Source organism: Cryptosporangium phraense, assembly GCF_006912135.1.
GTDB classification, from domain to species: Bacteria; Actinomycetota; Actinomycetes; order Mycobacteriales; family Cryptosporangiaceae; genus Cryptosporangium; species Cryptosporangium phraense.
Map to the genome: position 1 here is coordinate 92,360 of NZ_VIRS01000008.1, position 22,485 is coordinate 114,844.

Genomic DNA, 22,485 nt, shown 5'->3' on the forward strand with positions numbered 1-22,485 from the left:
CTGTTCACAGGCTTACGATGCGCTAATTTTCAGAATCTGCAAAGTTGCTACATGCATGTTGTTGGTCACACGGATGCCGTTACGACACGAACTGGCTACCAGCGTGCCTGCTCACACCGTGTCGACGCCTCCACCCCTCCAACTGTCGCCTTTCGGTCACGCTCTGGCCCGCCGGCGCTCGCATGCCGAAGCACGGTCGTCGACCCCACCGGATCGGTCGACTCAGCGCCTCGCGCCGCTCGCCCGACCGGGGCCCGCGCCGATGGGGCCGCGACGGCCCGCGGACGACCATCTCCCGAACCGGCGCCACGGAACGACCCCGCCCCGATCGGGCGACTCAGAAGTCCGGGCGGGTGCAGACCCGATGCAGACGCGGGCCGCGGAACGGGCCTGAGCCGTTGCGGCCGCCTGCAACGCGCGCACGGCCCGATCGGCTAGTACGTGTGTTTGGGCGGGCCGCTCGAGGCTCTCACCACCAACTCGGGGGAGAACCTCACCTGCCGATGGACGTGCGCGTCCGTCGCGTCCGCCTCGGCCAACAGGAGCTCGGCGGCGGTGCGCCCGAGCAGGTGGCGGGGCTGCCGCACGGAGCTCAGCGGAACCGCCGCGGCGGCGGCGAACTCGATGTCGTCGTAGCCGACGATCGACAGGTCGCCGGGAACCGACAGCCCACGGGACACCATCACCTGCAGCACCCCCAGCGCCAGCAGGTCGTTCGCGCAGAAGACCGCGGTCGGCGGGTTGCGCAGGCCGAGCAGGCGCTCGCCGGCGTCCCGGCCGGACGCGACGTTCAGCGCGGCCCCGGCGAGGATCTCCAGGTCGCCGCCCGCGACCGCGCCCTGGTACCGGTCGGCGCACTGGGCCAGGCTCATCGGTCCGCTCACGTAGGCGATCCGCTCGTGGCCGAGGTCGCGCAGGTGCGCGGCCGCCAACTCGCCACCGAGGACGTCGTCGACCGCGACCGAGCAGTAGTCGCCCTCACCGGCGTGCCGGTCGAGCAGCACGACCGGGACGCTGCGCCGGCGCAGGCGGGCCAGCCGGTCGCCGTCGATGTCGACCGGCGTGATCAGCACGCCCTGCACCCGCTGCTCCTCGAGCAGGTCGAGGTAAGCCTGCTCCTTCTCGCGACGCTCGTCGGAGTTGCAGAGGATGACCGCGAGCCCGGCCTCGTTCGCGGCGTCCTCGACTCCGCGGGCGACGTCGGTGAAGAACGGGTTCGTGACGTCGAGGACGACGAGACCCAGCGTGCGGCTGCGGCCGGCGCGTAGGTGCCGGGCCGACTCGTTGCGGACGAAGCCCAACTCCTCGATCGCCCGGCGGACCCGCTCGCGGGTCGCGGGCGCCACCGCCTCCGGACGATTCAGCACATTGGAGACGGTTCCGACGGACACCCCGGCTCTCTCCGCGACCTCCCGAATGCTCGTCGTCGCCATGCGGTGCCCCTCTCCCGGTCTGGCGGGAGCGTACTTGTTGCACCGGCCAATTTGAAACGTCTCAGATCACCGGCCAGCTTAAGGGCCCCGGGCAGCGAGAGGTCACAGAAATGTCACGCAGGCGAAACCGTTGACACGTGACGGCGCTCACTCGTACGGTCGGCGCCACTGAGTTGAAACGATTCATTATTCCTCGCAACGGAGCGTGTGCTGTGACCAACGGCGAGCCCCTGCTCTCCCTCGAGGGGGTGGGCAAGACATTCGGCGCGTTACGGGCGCTCGACGGCGTCTCGCTGGACCTCTATCCCGGCGAGATCCACGCCCTGATGGGGGAGAACGGCGCCGGCAAGTCGACGCTGGTCCGCATCCTCGCCGGCGTGCACCGTCCGGACTCCGGGACCGTCACGCTCTCCGGGGCCGAGGTCACGTTCGCCGATCCGGCTGCCGCGCGCGACGCCGGCATCGCGGTGATCTACCAGGAGCCCACGCTCTTCGGTGACCTGTCGGTCACCGAGAACGTCTTCATGGGACGGCAGCCGCTGGGCCGCTTCCGCGCCATCGATCGAAAGACCATGCGGACGCAGGTCGACGCGCTGTTCGCCCGGCTGGGCGTCGCGCTCGACCCGGACCGGCCGGCCAGCGGGCTCTCGATCGCCGACCAGCAGCTCGTCGAGATCGCCAAGGCCCTCTCGCTCAATGCGCGGGTCATCGTCATGGACGAGCCGACCGCGGCGCTCTCGTCCCGCGAGGTCGAGCGGTTGTTCGCCGTGGCGCGAACCGTGAAGGCCGACGGGGCCGCGCTGGTGTTCATCTCGCACCGCCTGGACGAGGTCTACGCACTCTGCGACCGGGTGACCGTGCTGCGCGACGGCAAGTTCGTCTCGTCCGACCCGATCGCGTCGGTGACCGAGGACGAGCTGGTCCGCCGGATGGTCGGCCGCGATCTGGACGCGCTGTTCCCGAAGATCGACACGACGCCGGGTGAGGTCGGGCTGCGGGTCGAGCGTCTGACCCGGGAGGGCGTGTTCACCGACGTCTCGTTCGAGGTCCGCACCGGCGAGATCGTCGCGCTGGCCGGGCTCGTCGGCTCCGGCCGCAGTGAGATCGCCCGGGCGATCTTCGGGATCGACAAGTACGACGCCGGAGCGGTGTCCGTCTTCGGCCGCGCGCTGAAGCCCGGGCGGCCGACGACGGCCATCGACGCCGGGATCGCGCTGGTGCCCGAGGACCGCCGTCAGCAGGGCCTGGTCATGGAGCTCTCGATCGCCCGGAACGCGTCGATGACCGAGATGGGCGCCCTCGCGCGGTTCGGGCTGCTCGGCGGCCGCGCCGAGCGGAACCTGGCCCAGGAGTGGGCGACGAAGCTGCAGCTCAAGTACCGCAGCCTGTCCGACGCGGTCGGGGTGCTCTCCGGTGGCAACCAGCAGAAGGTCGTGCTGGCGAAGTGGCTGGCCACCGCGCCGAAGGTGCTGATCGTCGACGAGCCGACCCGGGGCATCGACGTCGGGACGAAGGCCGAGGTGCACCGGCTGCTGTCCGAACTGGCCTCGCAGGGCGTGGCGGTGCTGATGATCTCGTCGGAACTCCCGGAGGTGCTCGGCATGGCCGATCGGGTCCTGGTGATGCGGGAGGGCCGGCTCGCGGCCGAGTTCTCCCGAGCCGACGCCACCGAGGAGACCGTGCTCTCCGCCGCGGTCGGCCGGAGGGCGGCATGAGCGCCCCGGTCGCGGCGGGTGCGCCGGGCGGATCCGGCGGCTCCGGCGGCGGCCCGGGCGGCGGCGCCCCGGGCGGCGCACAGAGCGGCGCCCCGGGAGGCGGCGCGCAGAGCGCGGCGCGGCAGCGATCGGCGGCGGCGCTGCTCGGGCGGCTCGCGCGGGCTCGTGAACTCGGGCTCGTCGTGGCACTCCTGCTGCTGTTCGGGGCCACCGCGGCGGTGAACCCCCGGTTCATCGGCGTGCAGAGCCTCAAGGACATCCTGCTCAACACCGCGATCGTCGGGCTGCTGGCGGTGGGCCAGACGCTGGTCGTCGTCACCCGCAACATCGACCTGTCGGTGAGCTCGGTGCTCGGCATCTCGGCGTTCGTCACCGGCCTGCTCTTCGCCGACCACGATGTGCCGATCGTGCTGGCGTTCGTCGTCGGGATCCTGATCGGCGCGGTGTGCGGCGTGATCAACGGCGTGCTGGTCGCGGTGTGCCGGATCCCGGCCCTGGTGGTGACGCTGGGCACGCTCTACGTGTTCCGGGGCTTCGACTTCTGGCTGGCCGGCTCGCGGCAGATCAACGCGGCCGACATGCCGAAGACGTTTCTCGACCTGGGTAGCGGGTCGGTGCTCGGGGTGCCGTTCCTGGTGATCATCGCGCTGGTGCTGCTGGCGATCGTCGCCTGGGGGATGCGCAACCTGCGGTCCGGGCGGGAGCTGTACGCGATCGGGTCGAACCCCGAGGCGGCCCGGCTGGCCGGTATCGCGGTCGGGCGGCGGGTGTTCGCGGCGTTCGTGCTGACCGGGGCACTGTCCGGGTTGGCCGGTGTGCTCTGGGCGGCCCGGTTCGGCACGATCGACGCGACCGCGGCGACCGGGTTCGAGCTGAACGTCGTGGCCGCGGTGGTCGTCGGGGGCGTCGCGATCTTCGGTGGGAGCGGCACGGTGATCGGCGCCGCGCTCGGCGCGTTGCTGCTGTCGACGATCGGGTCGGCGCTGGTGGTGCTGAAGGTCGAGGCGCTCTGGGAGCGGGCCATCGACGGTGCGCTGCTGCTCGCCGCGATCACCCTCGACCGCCTGCTCGCCCTCCGCGCCGAACGCGCCCTGCGGGCCAGCGCCAGCCGAGGCGCCACCACCCTGCCGGCAGCCCCGCCGACCGGCACGCCCGCGAACGGCGCGCCCGCGAATGGCACGTCCGCCGATGGCGCGCCCGCGAACGGCGCGTCCGCCGATCGTGCGTCCGCGAACGGCCCGGCCGTGGGTGGCGCGGCGGCCGCCGGCGGCCCGGATCCCGCCGCCGATGGCGCGCCTCCCGGGGCGTCCACCGAAGCGGTGACGAACGGCGAGGCCACCACCGGAGACGGAACCGGACCGACGACCGGAACCGCGACGGTTTCGCCGGCCGGAGAGCCGGCCGACGGCGATCGGCCCACCGCCGCCGCGGCCGACGGCGAGACGACTGCTGCTGACGCCAAGGGAGGCGCGCGATGAGTACGACGATTTTGCCGCCGCCCGGCACGTCCGAGCAGGCCACCACCTCCTCCGGGGAGGGCTCGCCGTTCCGGCGGCTGCTGTCCTGGGAAGGCGCGATCACCGCGCTGCTGATCTTCGTGATCCTGGCCGCGTCCCTCGGCGTCGACAGCTTCGACAGCTCGTTCAACATCACGAACCTGCAGCTCGACATCATCGAGATCGCGATCATGTCGCTGACCCTCACGCTGCTGGTCGTGATCGGCGAGATCGACCTCTCGATCGCCTCCAACCTGGGCATGTGCAGCGCGCTCATGGGCGTGCTGTGGAACGCGGGCCTGTCGATCGAGTCGATCATCCCGATCGTCATCGTGGTCGGCGCGCTGGCCGGAGCGTTCAACGGCTTCCTGGTGACGGTCGTCGGCCTGCCGAGCCTCGCGGTCACGATCGGCACGCTCGCGCTCTACCGCGGCCTGGCCTACGTGTTCCTCGGCGACAAGGCGGTCGCCGACTTCCCGCTCAACTACACCGCCTGGCCGGCCAAGACGCTCGGCAGCCTGCCGATCCCGTACCCCACCGTGCTGGTGATCGTGCTCGCGATCGTCGTGGGCATCGTCCTTCATGCGACGCCGATCGGCCGCTCGTTGTACGCGATCGGCTCGAACAAGGAGGCCGCGCGGTTCGCCGGCATCCGGGTCAAGCGGATCACGTTCTGGCTGTTCGTCGCGTCCGGCGCGTTCGCCGGGCTGGCCTCGGTGATCTACACGTTCCGGTTCGCCAGCTCGCGCGCCGACAACGCCAACGGCCTCGAGCTGACGGTCGTCGCCGCGGTGCTGCTCGGCGGCGTCTCGATCTTCGGCGGACGCGGCACGCTGCCCGGCGTCCTCGTGGCCGTGCTGCTGGTCGGCGTGCTGCGCAACGCGCTGACGCTCGAGGACGTCAAGCCGGACACGCTGATGCTCGTCACCGGCGGCCTGCTGATCATCTCCGTGCTCGCCCCCAACGCCGTCACCTGGATCCGGGAGCGATGGCGGCTACGACAGCTTTCCCGATAACCCCCCACCCCACCCGAAAGGGCTCAACAATGATGTTGCTCCGTGCTCGGAGAGCCGTCGCGTTCTCCGCCGCGGTCGTCGCCGTGACGCTCGCCGCGGCCGCCTGCGGTGGCACCACCAAGGACTCGACCGACAACGCGAGCGCCGGTCCGGCGTCGTCGGCGTCGGCCAACCCGGACGCGGCCCTCAAAGAGGGGCTGAAGATCGCGTTCCTGCCCAAGCAGGTCAACAACCCGTACTTCACGGTGGCCGACAAGGGCGGCGAGAAGGCGGTGACCGAGTTCAAGGGCACCTACAAGGAGGTCGGCCCGTCCGACGCCTCCGCGTCGTCGCAGGTCACCTACATCAACACGCTGACGCAGCAGGGCCAGAACGGCATCTGCATCTCGGCCAACGACGCGAACGCGATCGTCCCGGCCCTGACGCAGGCCCGCCAGCGGGGCGTCAAGGTCGTCACCTACGACTCGGACGCCGCCGTCGCCGGGCGGGACGCGTTCGTGAACCAGGCGAACCCGGAGGACCTGGGCCGCAGTGAGGTCCAGCTGCTGGCCAAGCAGATCGGGGAGAAGGGCAAGATCGCGATCCTGTCCGCGACCCCGAACGCGACGAACCAGAACACCTGGATCGAGTTCATGAAGGACGAACTCAAGAAGTACCCGGGGATGCAGCTGGTGAAGGTCGCCTACGGCAACGACGACGACCAGAAGTCGTTCCAGGAGACGCAGGGTCTGCTCCAGGCCTACCCGGACCTGAAGGGCATCATCTCGCCGACGACCGTCGGCATCGCGGCCGCGGCCCGGTACCTCTCGTCGTCCCCGTACAAGGGGAAGGTGCAGCTCACCGGCCTCGGGACGCCGAACCAGATGCGTCAGTACGTGAAGGACGGCACGGTCAAGCAGTTCGAGCTCTGGGACCCGGCGAAGCTCGGTTACCTGTGCGCGTACACCGCGGCCGCGCTGTCGTCCGGGCAGATCACCGGCAAGGAAGGCGAGAAGTTCAAGGCCGGCGAACTCGGCGAGTACACGATCGGCAAGGACGGCGCGATCCTCCTCGGCCCGCCCCAGGTCTTCGAAAGCACGAACATCGACCAGTTCAATTTCTGAGTGAAACGCCGGGGCCCGGCAACGGGCCCCGGCGCACCAGGAGCAACCATGCGACGCGTCTGCCTCCTGGGCCAGGTCGACCCGACCCGGCTCGACGAGTACCGGGAACGGCACGCAGCGGTGTGGCCCGACATGCTCGCCGCCCTCACGAAGCACGGCTGGACGAACTACTCGCTGTTCCTCAAGGACGACGGCCTCCTGATCGGCTACCTCGAGACCGAGGACTACGAAGCCGGCCTCGCCGGAATGGCCACCGAGGACGTCAACGCCCGCTGGCAGGCCGAGATGGGCCCGTTCTTCGTGGGCCTCGACGGCCGCCGCCCCGACGAAGGCTTCCTCGTCGTCCCGGAAGTGTTCCACCTCGACTGAAAGATACCGCTATGTCCCGAGTTACCGACGTACTCAACTCCCAGCACATCGAGCTGCCCTCGTGGGCGTTCGCGAACTCGGGGACCCGGTTCAAGGTCTTCCCGCAGGCCGGCGTCCCGCGCGACCCGTACGAGAAGGTCGCCGACGCCGCCCAGGTGCACAAGTACACCGGGGTCGCGCCGACGGTCGCCCTGCACATCCCCTGGGACAAGACCGACGACTACGCCGACCTGGCCCGCTACGCCAAGGACCAGGGCGTCGCGCTGGGCACGATCAACTCGAACGTGTTCCAGGACAACGACTACATGCTGGGCAGCGTCACCAATCCGGACCAGCAGATCCGGCGCAAGGCCACCGAGCACCTGCTGGAATGCGTCGACATCATGGACCAGACCGGGTCGCGCGACCTCAAGCTCTGGTTCTCCGACGGCATCAACTACCCGGGCCAGGACGACATCCGTGAGCGTCAGGACCGTCTGGCCGAAGCGTTGAAGACCGTCTACGAACGGCTCGGCGACCACCAGCGCATGCTGCTCGAATACAAGCTCTTCGAGCCGGCCTTCTACGCCACCGACGTCCCCGACTGGGGCACCGCCTACGCCCACACGCTCGCGCTCGGCGAGCGGGCCGTGGTCTGCGTGGACACCGGCCACCACGCCCCGGGGACCAACATCGAGATGATCGTCGCGGTGCTCCTGCGGGCCGGGAAGCTCGGCGCGTTCGACTTCAACTCCCGCTTCTACGCCGACGACGACCTGATGGTCGGGGCGGCCGACCCGTTCCAGCTGTTCCGCATCCTGTTCGAGGTGCTGCGCGGCGGCGGTCTCGAAGCCGACACCGAGATCGCGTTCATGCTCGACCAGTGCCACAACATCGAGCCCAAGATCCCGGGGCAGATCCGCTCGGTGATGAACGTCCAGGAGGCCACCGCCAAGGCCCTGCTCGTCGACCGGGACGCCCTCGCCGCGGCCCAGAAGGCCGGCGACGTTCTCGGCGCCAACGCGGTCTTCATGGACGCCTACAACACCGATGTCCGGCCCCTCCTGGCCGACCTGCGGGCCGACAAGGGCCTCGACCCGGACCCGATGGCCGCCTACCAGCGCTCCGGCTACGCCGAGCAGATCGTCAAGGACCGAGTCGGAGGAACGCAAGCGGGATGGGGAGCATGACCAACGAGACCGTTGCCGCACTGATCGCCCGCAGCAACCGCCTGGGCGCCGATCCGCGCAACACGAACTACGCCGGCGGCAACACGTCGGCGAAGGGGACCGATACCGATCCGGTCACCGGCGGTCCGGTCGACCTGCTCTGGGTCAAGGGCTCCGGCGGGGACCTCGGCACGTTGAAGGAGTCCGGCCTCGCCGTCCTGCGCCTGGATCGGCTGCGGGAACTCACCCACGTCTACCCGGGTATCGACCGCGAAGACGAGATGGTCGCCGCGTTCGACTACTGCCTCCACGGCCGCGGTGGTGCCGCGCCGTCGATCGACACCGCCATGCACGGTCTGGTGGACGCCGCCCACGTCGATCACCTGCACCCGGACAGCGGCATCGCGATCGCCACCGCGGCGGACGGCGAGAAGCTGACCGCGGAGATCTTCGGCGGCCGGGTCGCCTGGGTGCCGTGGCGCCGGCCCGGTTTCCAGCTGGGCCTGGACATCGCCGCGATCAAGGCCGGGAACCCGGGCGTGATCGGCACCGTCCTGGGTGGTCACGGCATCACGGCCTGGGGCGACACCAGCGAGGAGGCCGAGGCCAACTCACGCTGGATCATCGAGACCGCCGCCGCCTACATCGCCGCGCAGGGGGCGTCCGAGCCGTTCGGGGACAACGTCGCCGGTTTCGAGCCGCTCCCGGAGGCCGAGCGCCACGCCAAGGCCGCCGCGCTCGCCCCGGTCGTCCGGGGCCTGGCCTCGACCGACAAACCGCAGGTCGGGCACTACACCGACAGCGAGGTCGTGCTCGACTTCCTGTCCCGGGAGAAGCTCGCCCCGCTGTCGGCGCTCGGCACCTCGTGCCCGGACCACTTCCTCCGCACGAAGGTCCGTCCGCTGGTCGTCGACCTGCCGTCGAGCGCCTCGGTGGAGGAGATCACCGAGCGGTTGACCGCGCTGCACGCGGCCTACCGCGAGGACTACGCGGCCTACTACAACCGCTATGCGGACGACACGAGCCCGGCCATGCGTGGGGCCGACCCGGCGATCGTGCTGGTACCCGGCGTCGGCATGTTCAGCTTCGGCGCGAACAAGCAGACGGCTCGCGTCGCCGGCGAGTTCTACGTCAACGCGATCAACGTGATGCGCGGTGCCGAGGCGATCTCGACCTACGCCCCGATCCCCGAGTCGGAGAAGTTCCGGATCGAGTACTGGGCCCTGGAAGAGGCCAAGCTGAAGCGGCTGCCGGAGCCCAAGGCCCTGGTCGGACGGATCGCGCTGGTCACCGGCGCGGCCTCGGGCATCGGTAAGGCGATCGCGGCCCGGTTCGCGGCCGAGGGCGCCTGCGTGGTGATCGCCGACCTCGACGCCGAGAAGGCCCGAACCGCGGCCGAGGAAATAGGCACCAGAGACACCGCGATCGGCGTCGCCGCCGACGTCACCGACGCCGCCGGGGTGAAGGCCGCCTTCGACGCGGCCGCGCTCGCGTTCGCCGGCGTCGACCTGGTCGTGAACAACGCCGGGCTGTCGATCTCCAAGCCGCTGGCCGACACCACCGAGGCCGACTGGGACCTGCTCCACGACGTGCTGGCCAAGGGCTCGTTCCTGGTCGCACAGCAGGCCGCCAGGACGATGACCGCTCAGCGCATGGGCGGCGACATCATCTACATCTCGTCCAAGAACAGCGTGTTCGCCGGGCCCAACAACGTCGCCTACAGCGCGGCCAAGGCCGACCAGGCCCACCAGGTCCGGCTGCTCGCGGCCGAGCTCGGCGAGCACGGCATCCGGGTCAACGGCATCAACCCCGACGGGGTCGTCCGCGGCTCCGGCATCTTCGCCGGCGGTTGGGGCGCCTCCCGGGCGGCCGTGTACGGGGTGCCCGAGGAGGACCTCGGCAAGTTCTACGCCCAGCGGACCCTGCTCAAGCTCGAGGTGCTGCCCGAGCACGTCGCCAACGCCGCGTTCGCGCTGGTCGGCGGCGAGCTGACCCACACGACCGGGCTGCACGTCCCCGTCGACGCCGGCGTCGCGGCCGCGTTCTTGCGATGACGGCTTTTGCGGCCGTCGACCTCGGCGCGTCCTCCGGGCGCGTCGTGGTCGGCCGGGTGGGGCCGGACGCGCTGGACCTGCACGAGGTGCACCGGTTCGCCAACGAGCCGGTGCGCCTGGCCGGGACCCTGCACTGGGACGTGCCGGCGCTCTACCGCGAGGCGCTGGCCGGTCTGCGCCAGGCCGGGCCGGTCACGAGCATCGGCGTCGACTCGTGGGCCGTCGACTACGGGCTGCTCGACGACTCCGGTGCGCTGCTCGGCGCCCCGGTGCACTACCGCGACCGGCGCACCGAGGGCGTCGCCGCGGCCGTGGCCGAGCGGATCGCGCCCGACCGGCTGTATCGACGGTCGGGGCTGCAGGAGTTGCCGTTCAACACGCTCTACCAGCTGGTCGCCGCCCGGGACACGGCCGCCTACCGGGTCGCTCAGCACCTGCTGCTGATCCCGGACCTCGTCGGCTTCTGGCTGACGGGGTCCATCGGGGCGGAGGTCACCAATGCCTCGACGACCCAGCTGCTCGACGTCCACAAAAGAGTCTGGGACCGGGAGCTGGCGACGGAGCTCGGCCTCCGCCCGGAGCTGCTGCCGCAGCTGCGGCAGCCGGGGGACCGGCTGGGGAACCTGCGCGCGGACGTCGCCGACGAGGTCGGCTACGACGCGCCGGTGATCGCGGTGGCGTCGCACGACACCGCGTCGGCGGTGATCGGCGTGCCGGCCGTCGACGCGCGCTTCGCCTACATCTCCTGCGGGACCTGGGGTCTGGCCGGCCTGGAGCTCGACCGGCCGGTGCTCACCGAGGCGAGCCGGCGGGCCAACTTCACGAACGAGGCCGGGATCGACGGCACGGTCCGGTACCTGCGGAACGTGATGGGGCTGTGGCTGCTGCAGGAGTCGGTGCGCTGGTGGGAGCGGTCCGGGTCGCGGGCCGACCTCCCCACGCTGCTCGCCGACGCGGCGGGCGTTCCGGCCGGCCGGACCGTGATCGACGTCGACGACGCCCGGTTCCTCCCGCCGGGTGACATGCCGTCGCGGATCGTCGCCTACGCCGAGGAGACCGCGCAGCCGGTGCCGTCGGCGCCGGGCGAGGTCGTGCGGTGCATCCTCGACAGCCTGGCGCTGGCGTTCCGGCGCACTCTCCGGCAGGCCGTCGCGCTGGCCGGGCACGACGCGGACGTCGTGCATCTGGTGGGCGGCGGCGCGCGCAACGCGCTGCTCTGCCAGTTGACCGCCGACGCGACCGGCCTACCGGTCGTCGCCGGTCCGGTCGAGGCGACCGCGCTCGGCAACGTGCTGGTGCAGGCCCGTGCAGCCGGCCTCCTCCATTCTTTGGCGGACGCTCGTGAGCTGCTCGCCGCGACCCAGCGCACCGTGCGCTACGAGCCCCGTTCGGGAGTGGACTGGGAGGGGCTCACTCGCCGCTACCGATAGCCAGGCGCTGACCGTTGCGGGCGGCCGCGGCCTGGGCCCAGCGGCTGGTGGAGACGGCGCCGAGCGCGAGCACGGCCAGCCCGCACCCGCCGAGCACAGCCCAGGCGGCGTGGCTCGATTCGAGGAAGCCGTTACCGGTGCCGGCCACGATCGAGCCGGTGACCGCGACGCCGATCGAGGCGCCGAACTGGCGGGCGCTGGCGGCCAGCGCCCCGGCGACCCCGACCTGGTCGGGCGGCAGCCCGGAGACGGCGGTGTTGGTGACCGGTGGGCTGATCAGGCCGACGCCGAGTCCGAACAGGGCGTAGGTCGCCACCAGGTAGGCGCTCGGGATGTGCGCGGTCAGCGGCACGAGCAGGAATGCGCCGGCCGCGAGCAGCGCGCCGCCCAACGTGAGCGGGAGACGGGCACCCCGGGACGCGACGAGCCGTCCGGAGAGCGTGGCCGCGACGGCCTGGCCGGCGGCCAGCGGCACGATCATCAGCCCGGCCCGCAGCGGGCTCGAGCCGCGGATGTCCTGCAGGTAGAGCGTGTTGAGGAACAGGAACCCGCCCAGGCAGGCCGACATCACCACCGAGATCGTGTTCGCGCCCGAGAACGGCGGGCTGCGGAAGAACCGGAGGTCGATCATCGGCTCGGCCCGCCGCGGCTCGACGACGAGCAGCCCAGCCAGGGCGAGGACCGCGAGAACGATCAGCCCGACGATCCAGGGGTCGGCCCAGCCCCGGCGGGGACCCTCGATCGTCGCCCCGACGATCGACGCGAACAGGACGACGATCAGCGCCTGGCCGGGCGGGTCGAACGCGCGCGCCCGGGCCGCCCGGGACTCGGGGACGAACCGCCGGGTGAGCAGCAACGCGACGATCCCGATCGGGACGCCGACCCAGTACACCGAGCGCCAGTCGATGCCGCTGACCAGCAGCCCGCCCAGCACCGGCCCGACCGCGATCGTGATGCCGATGACCGATCCCCACACGCCGATCGCCCGGGCCCGTTCCTGGCGGTCGGTGAACACGCTGGCCACGATCGACATCGCGACCGGGTTGAGCATCGAGCCGCCCACCCCCTGCAGGCCGCTGAACGCGATCAGCCACCCGACGCCGGGGGCCAGCCCGCACAGCAGCGACCCGAGCGAGAACAGCGCCAGCCCGAGCTGGAAGATCCGCTTGCGTCCGTAGCGGTCGGCCATCGAGCCGGAGAGCAGGAGCAGGCAGGCCATCACCAGCGAGTAGGCGGAGACCGTCCACTGCAGGCTGGTGACCGAGGCGTGCAGGTCCCGGCTGATCGAGGGGAGGGCGACGTTGACGATCGTCAGGTTGATGCCGGTCACGCCGACGCTCAGGCAGCAGATCGCGAGCACCAGCCGGCGGTGGACGGGCAGTGTTGTGGTGGTCATGGCGGTTCCTCGGACAGGCGGATAGAGTCTCCGGTGGAAACGGAGAGGCTGTCCGCATGACCATACGGACAGCCTATCCACTTACGCAACGGGGAGGGCAGGCGTGGCTGACCGTCCGCGGGCCGACGCGGCCCGCAACCGGCAGCGGATCCTCGACGCGGCCCGCACCGCGTTCGCCGCGACCGGTGCCGAGACGTCGATGGCCGAGGTGGCCCGGCAGGCCGGGGTCGGCATGGCGACGCTGTACCGGAACTTTCCCGGTCGGCACGAACTGCTGGAGGCGCTGCTGGCCGACGAGGTCGACGAGGTGTGCGCGGCGGCCGCGACGGTGGAGGGGAACGACCCGGGGGAGCGGCTGATGAACTGGCTGCGCCGGTTCTTCCGGTACGTCACCGACAAGCGGCCGGTGGTGATGGGGCTGCTCGAGCACACGGACCCGACCGACCCGGTCTTCAAGACCCGGGGCCGGATGCTCACGGCCGGGCAGCCGCTGCTCTCGGCCGCCCAGGAGGCTCACCAGATCGACGGCGACCTCGAGCTCGACCAGATCCTCGACCTCGTGATGGCGATCGCGAAGATCTCCGGCACGCCGGAGTACCGCCGCCCGATCCTGGACGCCGCTCTGGCCGGCCTGCAGACCCGGCCTGGTTAGTCTGGGTGGGATGGGGAACCTGCTCGCGGTCAGCGACCTGCACGTCGGGTACAAGGAGAACCGGGACGTCGTCCGGGCTCTGCGGCCGGTGGCGGACGACGACTGGCTGATCGTGGCCGGGGATGTCGCCGAGCGGCTCGAGCACATCGTCTGGACGCTCAAGGTGCTGACGCTGTCGTTCGCCCGGGTGATCTGGGTGCCGGGCAACCACGAGCTCTGGACCTCGGCGAAGGACCCGGGCTCGCCCCGCGGCGACACGAAGTACCGGACGCTGGTCGAGGCCTGCCGTGCGCTCGGCGTCACCACGCCCGAGGATCCGTACCCGACCTGGGACGGCGGCGACGAGCCGGTCACGATCGCCCCGCTGTTCACGCTGTACGACTACTCGTTCCGGGCCGACGGGCTGACCCAGGAGCAGGCGCTGGCCCAGGCCTACGAGTCGGGAGTCGTCGCCACCGACGAGGCCGTGCTGCACCCCGACCCGTACGAGACGCGCGGTGACTGGTGCCGGGCCAGGGTGGCGTCCACGGCTGCCCGGCTCGACGCCGAGCTGCCCGCCGACCGGCGGACCGTGCTCGTCTCGCACTGGCCGCTGCATCCGCAGCCGACCAAGCGTCTGCGGTACCCGGAGTTCGCGCAGTGGTGCGGCACGACGCTCACGGCCGATTGGCACCTGCGCTACCGCGCCGCCGTCGCGGTCTACGGTCACCTGCACATTCCACTTCGGGACGTCATCGACGGGGTGCCGTTCGAGGAGGTGTCGCTGGGGTATCCGCGGGAGTGGCAGCCGCGGAGCCGCCCGCACGGTCTACCGAGGCTGGTCCTCCCGGCCAGAACCCGTCTCCCAGCACATGAGTGAGCCATTCCAGCCCGCCGGCCCGCGGCGAATGAATCGTCCGGGCGGGGCGCGTCGGGGGCGTGAGACGCGGCGGTTGTTTCAGGGGTCGACGATCCGGGTCACCCGAACGATCGGGCCGACTTCCAGCATCGCCACGTTCCCCCACTCCACCACCAGATCCCCGTCCGCAGTGGAGTACTGCAACCGCCCACCCCGGTGCAGATCCTGCGGAAACCGGCGCAGCGCGTCCTGCGGCGACCGGGCAACGACCCGAATGACCCGGGCGTTTCCGTCGATAGCGACCCGCACCCAGAATTCACGCGGCGGCTCGGGATCGCGTTCGTGCTGCATATCGGCACAGTATCGAACGCGAGTTCGAAACGCCGCGCGGGTGGGGCCCGCGCGTCACCGGTGACACCAGTGATGATTGCGTTGTTTGGGACGAACAGGGCAGGTCCATTCACTCATGTTCGTTCGGCGCTCGGTCATATCAGTTGGCAGCAACTCGTGATTTTCTGTCGATCACTCTTCAGAATTGAAAGGGCACCCTCAGCGACGAGGGGTTCTCACTGGTCCGTGGCGACGGGATCGGAGACAGGCGGATGGGTCGTTACGTCAAAGAGCGCGGCAAAGGCGAGGAGACGTACTACTGGTATCCAGGTCAGAAGGACGACTGGATGCAGGCCGCTATCGCCCTGGGGAGTGGCCTGGTCGCAGCGGCGGCCATCCGGGTGGCCACCGGAAGCACGATGTGGGCGGCGGCGGTCGGTTTCACGGTGACCGCGGCGCTCTCGGGGACCTACCTCGGCCGGCGGGACGCGAAGGCGCTCGCCGTGACCGATCCCCGGGGGCTGGCCGGTGCGGTGTTGATCGCGTTGGCGTTCGTCCGGGCCCTGGCCAAGGGGTCCGGTGCGGCGCTGGCGGCGATCGTGATCGCCCGGACCGCGACGCCCAACTTCTGGTACGAGTGGGTCCTCCCGCTGGTACCGGCCGTGGTCGGGGCGATAGCGCACCACCTCGGGATGTTCTACGAGAACCTGGAGAAGGCCTCCAAGGTCAAGGTCAAGGCGTCCGAGTCGGAGCTGGCCAAGTTCGCGGCCGAGATGAAAGCCGCGAAGGAGGCCAAAGCTGCGCAGAAGCCGGAACCGGCCCCCGAGGCCCCGGCCACCCCTGACCCGGCAACCGAGACCGCGCCCTACGTGGCCGCTCTCCCGGGTGAGGTCGACGAGCCGCAGGGCAGGCAGGCGGTGTTCTCGCGCCGCCGTCCGGCCTGACGGTCGTCCGACGCGCCGCGTCCCCGGATCCACGGAAAGATTGATGAATGCGCTGGTGGGGATCTGGGGACGGGCGTCTGTCGGCCGCTCGGAGGAACGGGGCCTACGAGCGGTTCGTCGATCGAACCGACGACGTCATGCTGGTGACCGCTGGCAGTTCGTCCGTTCGAACCTGCCGGACCTCGTGATCGTGCTGGTTCCGCCGCTGCGCAGCCTCCGGCTGGTGGCGGCGCTCATGCGTCTGCTGGGGTTGGTCAGCGTCGTCGGGCGGCTGTCCCGGCAGAGCCTCGAGGTACGCACCGGTGCGTAACCCGGTGACCGCCCAGGGGCGGTGGATGGCCGGCGTCCTCATGCTGGCCGGCATCGCGATCCTGGGGATCGTCACCGCGAGCATCGCGGCCTGGTTCATCGGCCAGTTCTCCGCGGCCTCGGCCGCGGTCACCCACGCGGTCTCGGACGCGGTCGAGGACGCCGTCGACGACGCGGTCGACCAGCAGGCGGAGTTGCTCGCCGCGGTCCGAGACCTATCTCACCGATTGGAACGTTTAGAGAGTCGGGTAGGCGACGCGGTGCGCCATCTTGACGCCGGGCGACACGCCGATAACGCCGAAACCGGTACAGAACCGGCTCTGATGCGCGACGATCAAGGCACTTGACCGGGCAGAACGGCTTGGCACGACACCCGCCCCGAGGGCATCATGAGTGTCGACCTACCGAGGGATACAGGGCGTTGGGGAAGGCGTACCTCGTTCCTACGGGAGGTCTCCGGTGCCAGCACGTGGCGTTTTGTACGTCCACTCCTGCCCGCCTGCGGTGTGCCCGCATGTGGAGTGGGCTGTCGCACGGGTCCTTGGCGTGCCCGTGAACTTGAAGTGGACGGCGCAACCTGCCGATCCCACGACCCTGCGAACCGAGTCCCAGTGGACCGGTTCGCCGGGGACGGCAGGCGAGATCGCCACTGCTCTGCGTGCCTGGCCGATGACTCGGTTCGAGATCACCGAGGAACCCAGCCCGGGCGTCGACGGGGAGCGGATCATGCACGTCCCGGGCCGGGGGGTGCACCGCAGCACGATGAGCGCCAACGGCGACATCCTGGTGTCCGAGGACCGGCTGCGCAGCCTGCTGGCCACCGCGGTCGGCCCGGACGCGATCGCCCACGGCCTGGAGAAGCTCCTGGCCGCCGAATGGGACCTCGAACTCGAGCCGTACCGTCACGCCGGCGACGGGGCCCCGGTCACCTGGCTGCACCGGACAGGCTGAGTACGGTGGGGCGGTGCCTCGCACCGCACAGCTCTTACCGTCCCGGTCCGACCGTCCCGGCGGCCGCGGCCCGCGTCGTCCGCTGCTCCTGGCGATCGCCGGCGTCGTGGTCGTCGGCCTCGTCGTCGGTGGCTTCTGGGTGCTGCGTCCGGACTCCTCGGACGCGCCCCGGGAGGCAGCCCCGCCGAAGCCCTCGTCGGTAGCCCCGGCGCCGCCGGCCGGTGACGACGTCGCCGCCCGGGCCAAGGCCATCGCGGGCAAGCTGGCCGACGTCGACCTGGTCGGCCAGATGCTGATGCCGTTCGTGTACGGCGACGCGGCCGACCAGGTCTCCGACGCGACCCGGCAGCTGAACGTGGCCCGCGACGGCGTCGGCACGCCGTCGGAGATCGTGAAGAAGTACCGGCTCGGCGGCGTGATCCTGATCCGTCGCTCCAACGACGACCCCACCGCGCCCACCAACCCGGCCTCGAACGTCGGGTCACCCGATCAGGTGCGGGCGTTCACGTCCGGGCTGCAGAAGACCGCTCAGGGCCTTCCGGCCGGCGTCCCGCTGATGGTGGGCGTCGACCAGGAGCACGGGACCGTCACCCGGATCCGCGAGGGCGTCACCCGGCTGCCGGCCGCGATGGCGTTCGGCGCGGCCGACGACGTCTCGCTGACCGAGAAGGCGGCGGCGGTGTCCGGCTCCGAGCTCCGGACGCTCGGCATCGACGTGGACTTCGCCCCGGACGCCGACGTGATCGGCGGCCCCGGCAACACGGTGATCGGCTCCCGGTCGTACGGGTCCGACCCGGCCGCGGTGGGCAAGCAGGTGGCGGCGACCGTGCGGGGTTACGAGAGCGTCGGCGTGGCCACCGCGATGAAGCACTTCCCCGGCCACGGGCACACCGACGTCGACAGCCACGAGGCGCTGCCGGTGCTCACCCAAACCAAGGCGACGCTCGAGCAGGAGGACCTGGCGCCGTTCAAGGCCGGGATCGAGGCCGGGAGCGAGATCGTCATGTCCGGCCACCTCTCGGTGCCGGCGCTCGACCCCGAGTTCCCGGCCTCACTGAGCCACAAGATCCTCACCGACCTGCTGCGCGGCGAGCTCGGGTTCACCGGCATGGTCGTCACCGACGGGCTCGACATGAAGGCGCTGACCGACAAGTACGGGCCGGCCGAGGTGGCGGTGCGGGCGATCCTGGCCGGCAACGACCTGCTGCTCCAGCCCCCGGACGTCGGGGCGGCCCAGCAGGGGCTGCTGGCCGCGCTGAAGTCCGGCCGGCTGTCCCGGGAGCGGGCGGTCGAGGCCGTGACCCGCGTTCTCACGGTCAAGCTGAGGTCGAGGCCCGCCGCGCAGCCGATGTCGACGCTGGCCTCGGCGACGAACCGGGCCGCGGTCGACGCGGTGGCGGCCAAGGCCGTGACGCTGTTCCGCGGCAAGTGCGACGGCCCGCTGATCGCCGGCCCGGTGACGATCACCGGCGGGGCGTCCGAGGCGCGGGTGGCGCTGAAGAGCGCGCTGCAGCGCCAAGGTGTGCGGATCGGCACCGGTGGCGACTCGATCCACCTCGCCGGGTACCTCGACACGGCCGCCGATCTACGGCTCGCGACGGTGACGGTCGCGACCGACGTCCCGTACATCCTCGCGTCGGCGAAGTCCCCGACCCTGCTCGCCACCTACGGCAACGTCGACGCGTCGATGAGCGCCCTCGCCGCCGTGCTCACCGGCCGCGCCCGTCCCGAAGGCCGCTCACCCGTCCCGGTGACGGGCCTGCCCCGCTCGGCCTGCGAGTAGGAGACCGACGACGAATCGGGCCTACGGCAACCCGCCGTAGGCCCGATTCGTCGTCGTAGCGTGCGTCAGAGCGCGGTGAACGCCAGTGCGACGTTGTGACCGCCGAAGCCGAAGCTGTCGTTGATCGCCGCGGTGATGTTCATCTTGCGGGCGGTGTTGGCCGCGATGTCGAGGCAGACCGCGTCGTCCGGGTCCTCGAGGTTGATCGTCGGCGGGACGATCCCGTCGCGGATCGACAGCACGGTCGCGATCGCCTCCACCGCACCGGCCGCACCGAGTAGGTGCCCGGTCATCGACTTGGTGGCGGTGACGACCGGGTGGTCGCCGATCGCGGTCCGCAGCGCCAGCAGCTCACCCATGTCACCCGCGGGGGTCGACGTCGAGTGGCCGTTGACGTGCTGGATGTCGGCCCCGGTGAGCCCACCGTCGGCCAGCGCCTCGGCCACGGCCCGCGCCTGGCCGGTGCCCGACGGGTCGGGCTGGACGATGTCGTAGCCGTCGGCGGTGATGCCGGCCCCGGCCAGCACCGCGTAGCCGGTACGACCCCGGGCCCGCGCGTGCGACGCCCGCTCGAGGACGACCATGCCGCCGCCCTCACCCAGGACGAACCCGTCCCGGCCCTTGTCGAACGGACGCGACGCCCGCTCGGGCTCGTCGTTGCGGGTCGACATCGCCCGCATCGCCGCGAAACCGGCCATCGGCAGCGGGTGGATGCACGCCTCCGCGCCACCGGCCAGCACGACGTCGGCCTTGCCCGAGCGGATCAGCTCCAGGCCGATGGCCAGGGCCTCGGCCCCGGTCGCGCAGGCCGAGACCGGGGCGCGCACGGCCGCCTTGGCGCCGACCTCCAGCCCCACGACCGCGGCCGGACCGTTCGGCATCAGCATCGGGACGGTCAGCGGGGAGACCCGGCGGGGTCCCTTCTCCCGCAGGACGTCCCACTGGCCGAGCAGCGTCAGCGCGCCGCCGATGCCGGAGCCGACCACGACGGCGAGCCGCTCGGGCTCCACGTCGGGCGAGCCCGCGTCGGCCCAGGCCTCCCGGGCGGCGACGACGGCCACCTGCTGGACGCGGTCCATCCGGCGGGCCTTGACCCGCTCGATGACCTCGGTGGGTTCGACGGCCAACCGGGCGGCGATCCGCACCGGCATCTCGGCCGCCCATTCCTCGGAGAGCTGGCGCACACCGGACCGGCCGGCGAGCATCGCTTCCCAGGTGGAGGTGACATCGCCACCGAGCGGGGTGGTGGCACCCAGCCCGGTGACGAGCACCTCGTTGTCACCAGCGCCGGGGCCCCCCAACGCCGGTGTAGCGGAGACCTCAGCGGAGGGGCGCTCGGTCATGAGCTCAGGCCTGCGCCTGGGAGATGTAGTTCACCGCGTCGCCCACGGTCTTCAGCCCCTGGACGTCGTCGTCCGGAATCTTCACGCCGAACTTCTCCTCGGCGGCCACGACGACCTCGACCATGGACAGCGAGTCCACGTCCAGGTCGTCGGTGAACGACTTGTCGTCGGCGACGTCGTCCTTGGACACGTCGGCGATCTCCTCGAGGATCTCGGCCAGGCCGGCGCGGATCTCGTCGTTGCTGCTCACAGTGAGTGCATTCCTCTCGGTGGTGGGGACCGTGCTCAGGGCAGAGTAATGACCTGGCCGGCGTAGGTGAGACCGCCGCCGAAGCCGAACAGCAGCGCGGGGCCGCCCGAGGGCAGCCCGCCCTCCTCGACGAGCTTCGACAGGGCCAGCGGGATCGAGGCCGAGGACGTGTTGCCGGACTCGACGATGTCCCGCGCGATCACCGCGTTCTTGGCGCCGAGGCGCTTCGCGATGTGATCGATGATGCGGACGTTCGCCTGATGCGGGATGAACGCGACCAGTTCTTCCGGGGAGACCCCGGCACGCTCGCACGCCTGCAGGGCGAACGGCGCGAGCTTCGTGGTGGCCCAGCGGAAGACCGCCTGGCCCTCCTGCCGGATGTAGCCGTCGTCGTCGACGTGCAGTACGTCGGTGCGGCCCTCGCTGCCCCACAGCACCGGCCCGATGCCGTTCTGCTCGGACGCGGTGACGACCGCCGCTCCGGCGCCGTCGGCGAACAGGATGCACGTGGTGCGGTCCTGGAAGTCCATGATGTTCGTGAGCTTCTCGGCCCCGATCACCAGCGCGGTCTTCGACGCACCGGCCAGGATCGCCTGCTGCGCGGTGGCCAGCGCGTAGCTGAAGCCCGAGCAGGCGGTGTTCAGGTCGTACGCGCCGGGCGCGTGGATGCCGAGCCGGGTCGACACCTGGCTGGCCACGTTGGGCAGGATCGTCGGCGGGGTGATCGTCGCGACGACGATCTGGTCGACCTCGGAGGCCTCGATGCCGGCGTTGGCCAGCGCCTTGCCCGCCGCCGCGGCCGACATGTCGACGACGGTCTCGTCCGGGGCGGCGAACCGCCGGGCCTTGATGCCGACGCGGTCCTGGATCCACTCGTCGTTGGTGTCGACGCCCCACTCGGTGGCCAGGTCGTCGTTGGTCACCACGCGGGTGGGCTGGTAGTGCCCCAGACCGACGATCCGGGCGCCGGGCCCGTCGGTGAAACTCATGCATCTGCTCCGATCAGCTCAACGGCGGCCGGCAGGTCGTCGGGGGTGTTGACGGTGACGACCTGGACGCCCTTCATCGCGCGCTTGGCCAGCCCGGCCAGCGTCCCGGCGGGCGCGAGTTCGATCGCGGCGGTGACGCCGAGTTCGAGCAGGGTCGCCTGGCAGAGGTCCCAGCGGACCGACGCGGTGACCTGCTGGACGATCCGGGTGAGCGCCTGGGGGCCGTCGGCCACCGGGCTCCCGTCGAAGTTGGAGAGCAGCGTCCGGGCCGGGTCGCTGACCGCGAGACCCTCCGACGCGGCGGCCAGGCCCTGGACGGCCGGCGCCATGTACGGGGTGTGGAACGCGCCCGCGACCTGCAGCGCGATGACCCGGGCCCGGGCCGGCGGCTCCTCGGCCAGCTTGGCCAGCGCGTCCAGCGGTCCGGCGGCGACGATCTGGCCCGCGCCGTTGCGGTTGGCCGGGGTCAGGCCGAGCGCGTCCAGGCGGTCGAGGACCTCGTCCTCGACCCCGCCGAGGACCGCGCTCATGCCGGTCGGCTCGATCGCGCAGGCGGCGGCCATCTCGCGGCCGCGGACGGCCGCGAGGCCGACCGCTCCGTCGGCCGTGAGGGCACCGGCCAGCGCCGCGGCGGTCAGCTCACCGATGCTGTGCCCGGCGACGACGCCGGCCCGCTCGACGGGCAGGAACGAGGCGACGGTCAGGCCGGCGGCGACCAGCAGCGGTTGGGTCTTGGCGGTGTCCCGGATCTCGTCGGCGTCGGCCTCGGTCCCCAGCTCGACGAGGTCGAGACCGGTCACTTCCGAGTACTGGCCGAGCAGTGCGGACGCACGGTCGGCACCGTCCCAGCCGTGCAGCCACGGAGAGAGGAAACCTGGCTTCTGCGAGCCCTGTCCGGGGGCGAGTAGGGCGAGCACGTATTGAGCCTCGCAATTC

Annotated in this window: 21 protein-coding genes and 1 pseudogene; 15 read left to right on the top strand and 7 right to left on the bottom strand. The window is 71.2% G+C overall.

From position 1 onward, the window contains the following. Window positions 1-434: 434 nt before the first annotated feature. Window positions 435-1,433 carry a LacI family DNA-binding transcriptional regulator gene (locus tag FL583_RS13490; protein ID WP_142704960.1) on the bottom strand — a complete coding sequence of 333 codons (999 nt, stop codon included), beginning with the start codon at window positions 1,431-1,433 and terminating at the stop codon, window positions 435-437. Between the two features lie 212 nt (window positions 1,434-1,645). On the opposite strand from FL583_RS13490, the gene FL583_RS13495 reads away from it, so the two are divergent. From FL583_RS13495 to FL583_RS13530, 8 genes are read left to right on the top strand one after another with little or no spacing between them, the layout of a single operon-like run. Then, window positions 1,646-3,148, top strand: coding sequence for a sugar ABC transporter ATP-binding protein (locus FL583_RS13495; RefSeq protein WP_142704961.1), 1,503 nt, complete (start codon window positions 1,646-1,648; stop codon window positions 3,146-3,148). Continuing rightward, window positions 3,145-4,626, top strand: a complete 1,482-nt coding sequence (locus FL583_RS13500) for an ABC transporter permease (protein WP_142704962.1) — start codon at window positions 3,145-3,147, stop codon at window positions 4,624-4,626. The genes FL583_RS13495 and FL583_RS13500 overlap by 4 nt, the downstream gene beginning before the upstream one ends. Then, entirely contained in the window at window positions 4,623-5,660 is a 1,038-nt protein-coding gene (locus tag FL583_RS13505; protein ID WP_142704963.1) for an ABC transporter permease, read from the top strand. Before FL583_RS13500 ends, FL583_RS13505 begins: the two co-directional genes overlap by 4 nt. A 32-nt stretch (window positions 5,661-5,692) precedes the next feature. Then, window positions 5,693-6,763 carry a rhamnose ABC transporter substrate-binding protein gene (gene rhaS, locus FL583_RS13510; protein ID WP_142705107.1) on the top strand — a complete coding sequence of 357 codons (1,071 nt, stop codon included), beginning with the start codon at window positions 5,693-5,695 and terminating at the stop codon, window positions 6,761-6,763. Between the two features lie 48 nt (window positions 6,764-6,811). Beyond that, on the top strand, window positions 6,812-7,132 hold the full coding sequence (locus FL583_RS13515; protein WP_142704964.1) for an L-rhamnose mutarotase: 321 nt from the start codon (window positions 6,812-6,814) through the stop codon (window positions 7,130-7,132). A gap of 11 nt (window positions 7,133-7,143) precedes the next feature. Then, window positions 7,144-8,301, top strand: a complete 1,158-nt coding sequence (gene rhaI, locus FL583_RS13520) for an L-rhamnose isomerase (protein WP_142704965.1) — start codon at window positions 7,144-7,146, stop codon at window positions 8,299-8,301. Continuing rightward, complete coding sequence (locus FL583_RS13525; protein ID WP_142704966.1) at window positions 8,298-10,334, top strand: bifunctional aldolase/short-chain dehydrogenase; 2,037 nt, start codon at window positions 8,298-8,300, stop codon at window positions 10,332-10,334. Before rhaI ends, FL583_RS13525 begins: the two co-directional genes overlap by 4 nt. Continuing rightward, a complete protein-coding gene (locus FL583_RS13530; protein WP_142704967.1) occupies window positions 10,331-11,764 on the top strand; it encodes a rhamnulokinase in 1,434 nt (477 codons plus the stop codon). The genes FL583_RS13525 and FL583_RS13530 overlap by 4 nt, the downstream gene beginning before the upstream one ends. On the opposite strand, the gene FL583_RS13535 is transcribed toward FL583_RS13530, so the two are convergent. Then, window positions 11,745-13,160, bottom strand: coding sequence for an MFS transporter (locus FL583_RS13535; RefSeq protein WP_142704968.1), 1,416 nt, complete (start codon window positions 13,158-13,160; stop codon window positions 11,745-11,747). The genes FL583_RS13530 and FL583_RS13535 overlap by 20 nt on opposite strands. 103 nt (window positions 13,161-13,263) lie before the next feature. On the opposite strand from FL583_RS13535, the gene FL583_RS13540 reads away from it, so the two are divergent. Together FL583_RS13540 and FL583_RS13545 are read left to right on the top strand one after the other, a co-directional pair. Beyond that, window positions 13,264-13,812, top strand: coding sequence for a TetR/AcrR family transcriptional regulator (locus FL583_RS13540; protein ID WP_142704969.1), 549 nt, complete (start codon window positions 13,264-13,266; stop codon window positions 13,810-13,812). Window positions 13,813-13,822: 10 nt separating this feature from the next. Beyond that, window positions 13,823-14,671, top strand: a complete 849-nt coding sequence (locus tag FL583_RS13545) for a metallophosphoesterase family protein (protein ID WP_142704970.1) — start codon at window positions 13,823-13,825, stop codon at window positions 14,669-14,671. A 78-nt stretch (window positions 14,672-14,749) separates the two neighbouring features. Here the strand turns inward: FL583_RS13545 and FL583_RS13550 are convergent, their stop codons facing one another. Next, window positions 14,750-15,001, bottom strand: a complete 252-nt coding sequence (locus tag FL583_RS13550) for a hypothetical protein (protein ID WP_142704971.1) — start codon at window positions 14,999-15,001, stop codon at window positions 14,750-14,752. Window positions 15,002-15,252: 251 nt separating this feature from the next. Here FL583_RS13550 and FL583_RS13555 point away from each other — a divergent pair, with 251 nt between their 5' ends. The 5 genes from FL583_RS13555 to FL583_RS13570 all read left to right on the top strand — a co-directional run bounded on the left by FL583_RS13555 (window position 15,253) and on the right by FL583_RS13570 (window position 18,967). Further along, window positions 15,253-15,924, top strand: coding sequence for a hypothetical protein (locus tag FL583_RS13555; RefSeq protein WP_142704972.1), 672 nt, complete (start codon window positions 15,253-15,255; stop codon window positions 15,922-15,924). A gap of 184 nt (window positions 15,925-16,108) precedes the next feature. After that, window positions 16,109-16,234, top strand: a complete 126-nt coding sequence (locus FL583_RS42435) for a hypothetical protein (protein WP_276611605.1) — start codon at window positions 16,109-16,111, stop codon at window positions 16,232-16,234. Between the two features lie 25 nt (window positions 16,235-16,259). Beyond that, window positions 16,260-16,580 (top strand): hypothetical protein, encoded by a 321-nt coding sequence (locus FL583_RS13560; protein ID WP_142704973.1) that lies wholly within the window; start codon window positions 16,260-16,262, stop codon window positions 16,578-16,580. Between the two features lie 112 nt (window positions 16,581-16,692). After that, window positions 16,693-17,184 carry a DUF3145 domain-containing protein gene (locus FL583_RS13565; RefSeq protein ID WP_142704974.1) on the top strand — a complete coding sequence of 164 codons (492 nt, stop codon included), beginning with the start codon at window positions 16,693-16,695 and terminating at the stop codon, window positions 17,182-17,184. A gap of 88 nt (window positions 17,185-17,272) precedes the next feature. Further along, complete coding sequence (locus tag FL583_RS13570) at window positions 17,273-18,967, top strand: glycoside hydrolase family 3 protein (RefSeq protein ID WP_142705108.1); 1,695 nt, start codon at window positions 17,273-17,275, stop codon at window positions 18,965-18,967. A 65-nt stretch (window positions 18,968-19,032) separates the two neighbouring features. On the opposite strand, the gene FL583_RS13575 is transcribed toward FL583_RS13570, so the two are convergent. The 4 genes and pseudogenes from FL583_RS13575 to FL583_RS13590 form a co-directional block, all read right to left on the bottom strand. After that, entirely contained in the window at window positions 19,033-20,310 is a 1,278-nt protein-coding gene (locus FL583_RS13575) for a beta-ketoacyl-[acyl-carrier-protein] synthase family protein (RefSeq protein ID WP_142704975.1), read from the bottom strand. 4 nt (window positions 20,311-20,314) lie between these two features. Continuing rightward, on the bottom strand, window positions 20,315-20,560 hold the full coding sequence (locus FL583_RS13580) for an acyl carrier protein (protein WP_142704976.1): 246 nt from the start codon (window positions 20,558-20,560) through the stop codon (window positions 20,315-20,317). A gap of 35 nt (window positions 20,561-20,595) precedes the next feature. Then, window positions 20,596-21,549: a beta-ketoacyl-ACP synthase III gene (locus tag FL583_RS13585; RefSeq protein ID WP_142704977.1), complete on the bottom strand. Its 954-nt coding sequence runs from the start codon at window positions 21,547-21,549 to the stop codon at window positions 20,596-20,598. A gap of 11 nt (window positions 21,550-21,560) precedes the next feature. After that, a pseudogene (locus FL583_RS13590) lies at window positions 21,561-22,466 on the bottom strand (ACP S-malonyltransferase); the annotation flags it as partial. Window positions 22,467-22,485: the final 19 nt, after the last annotated feature.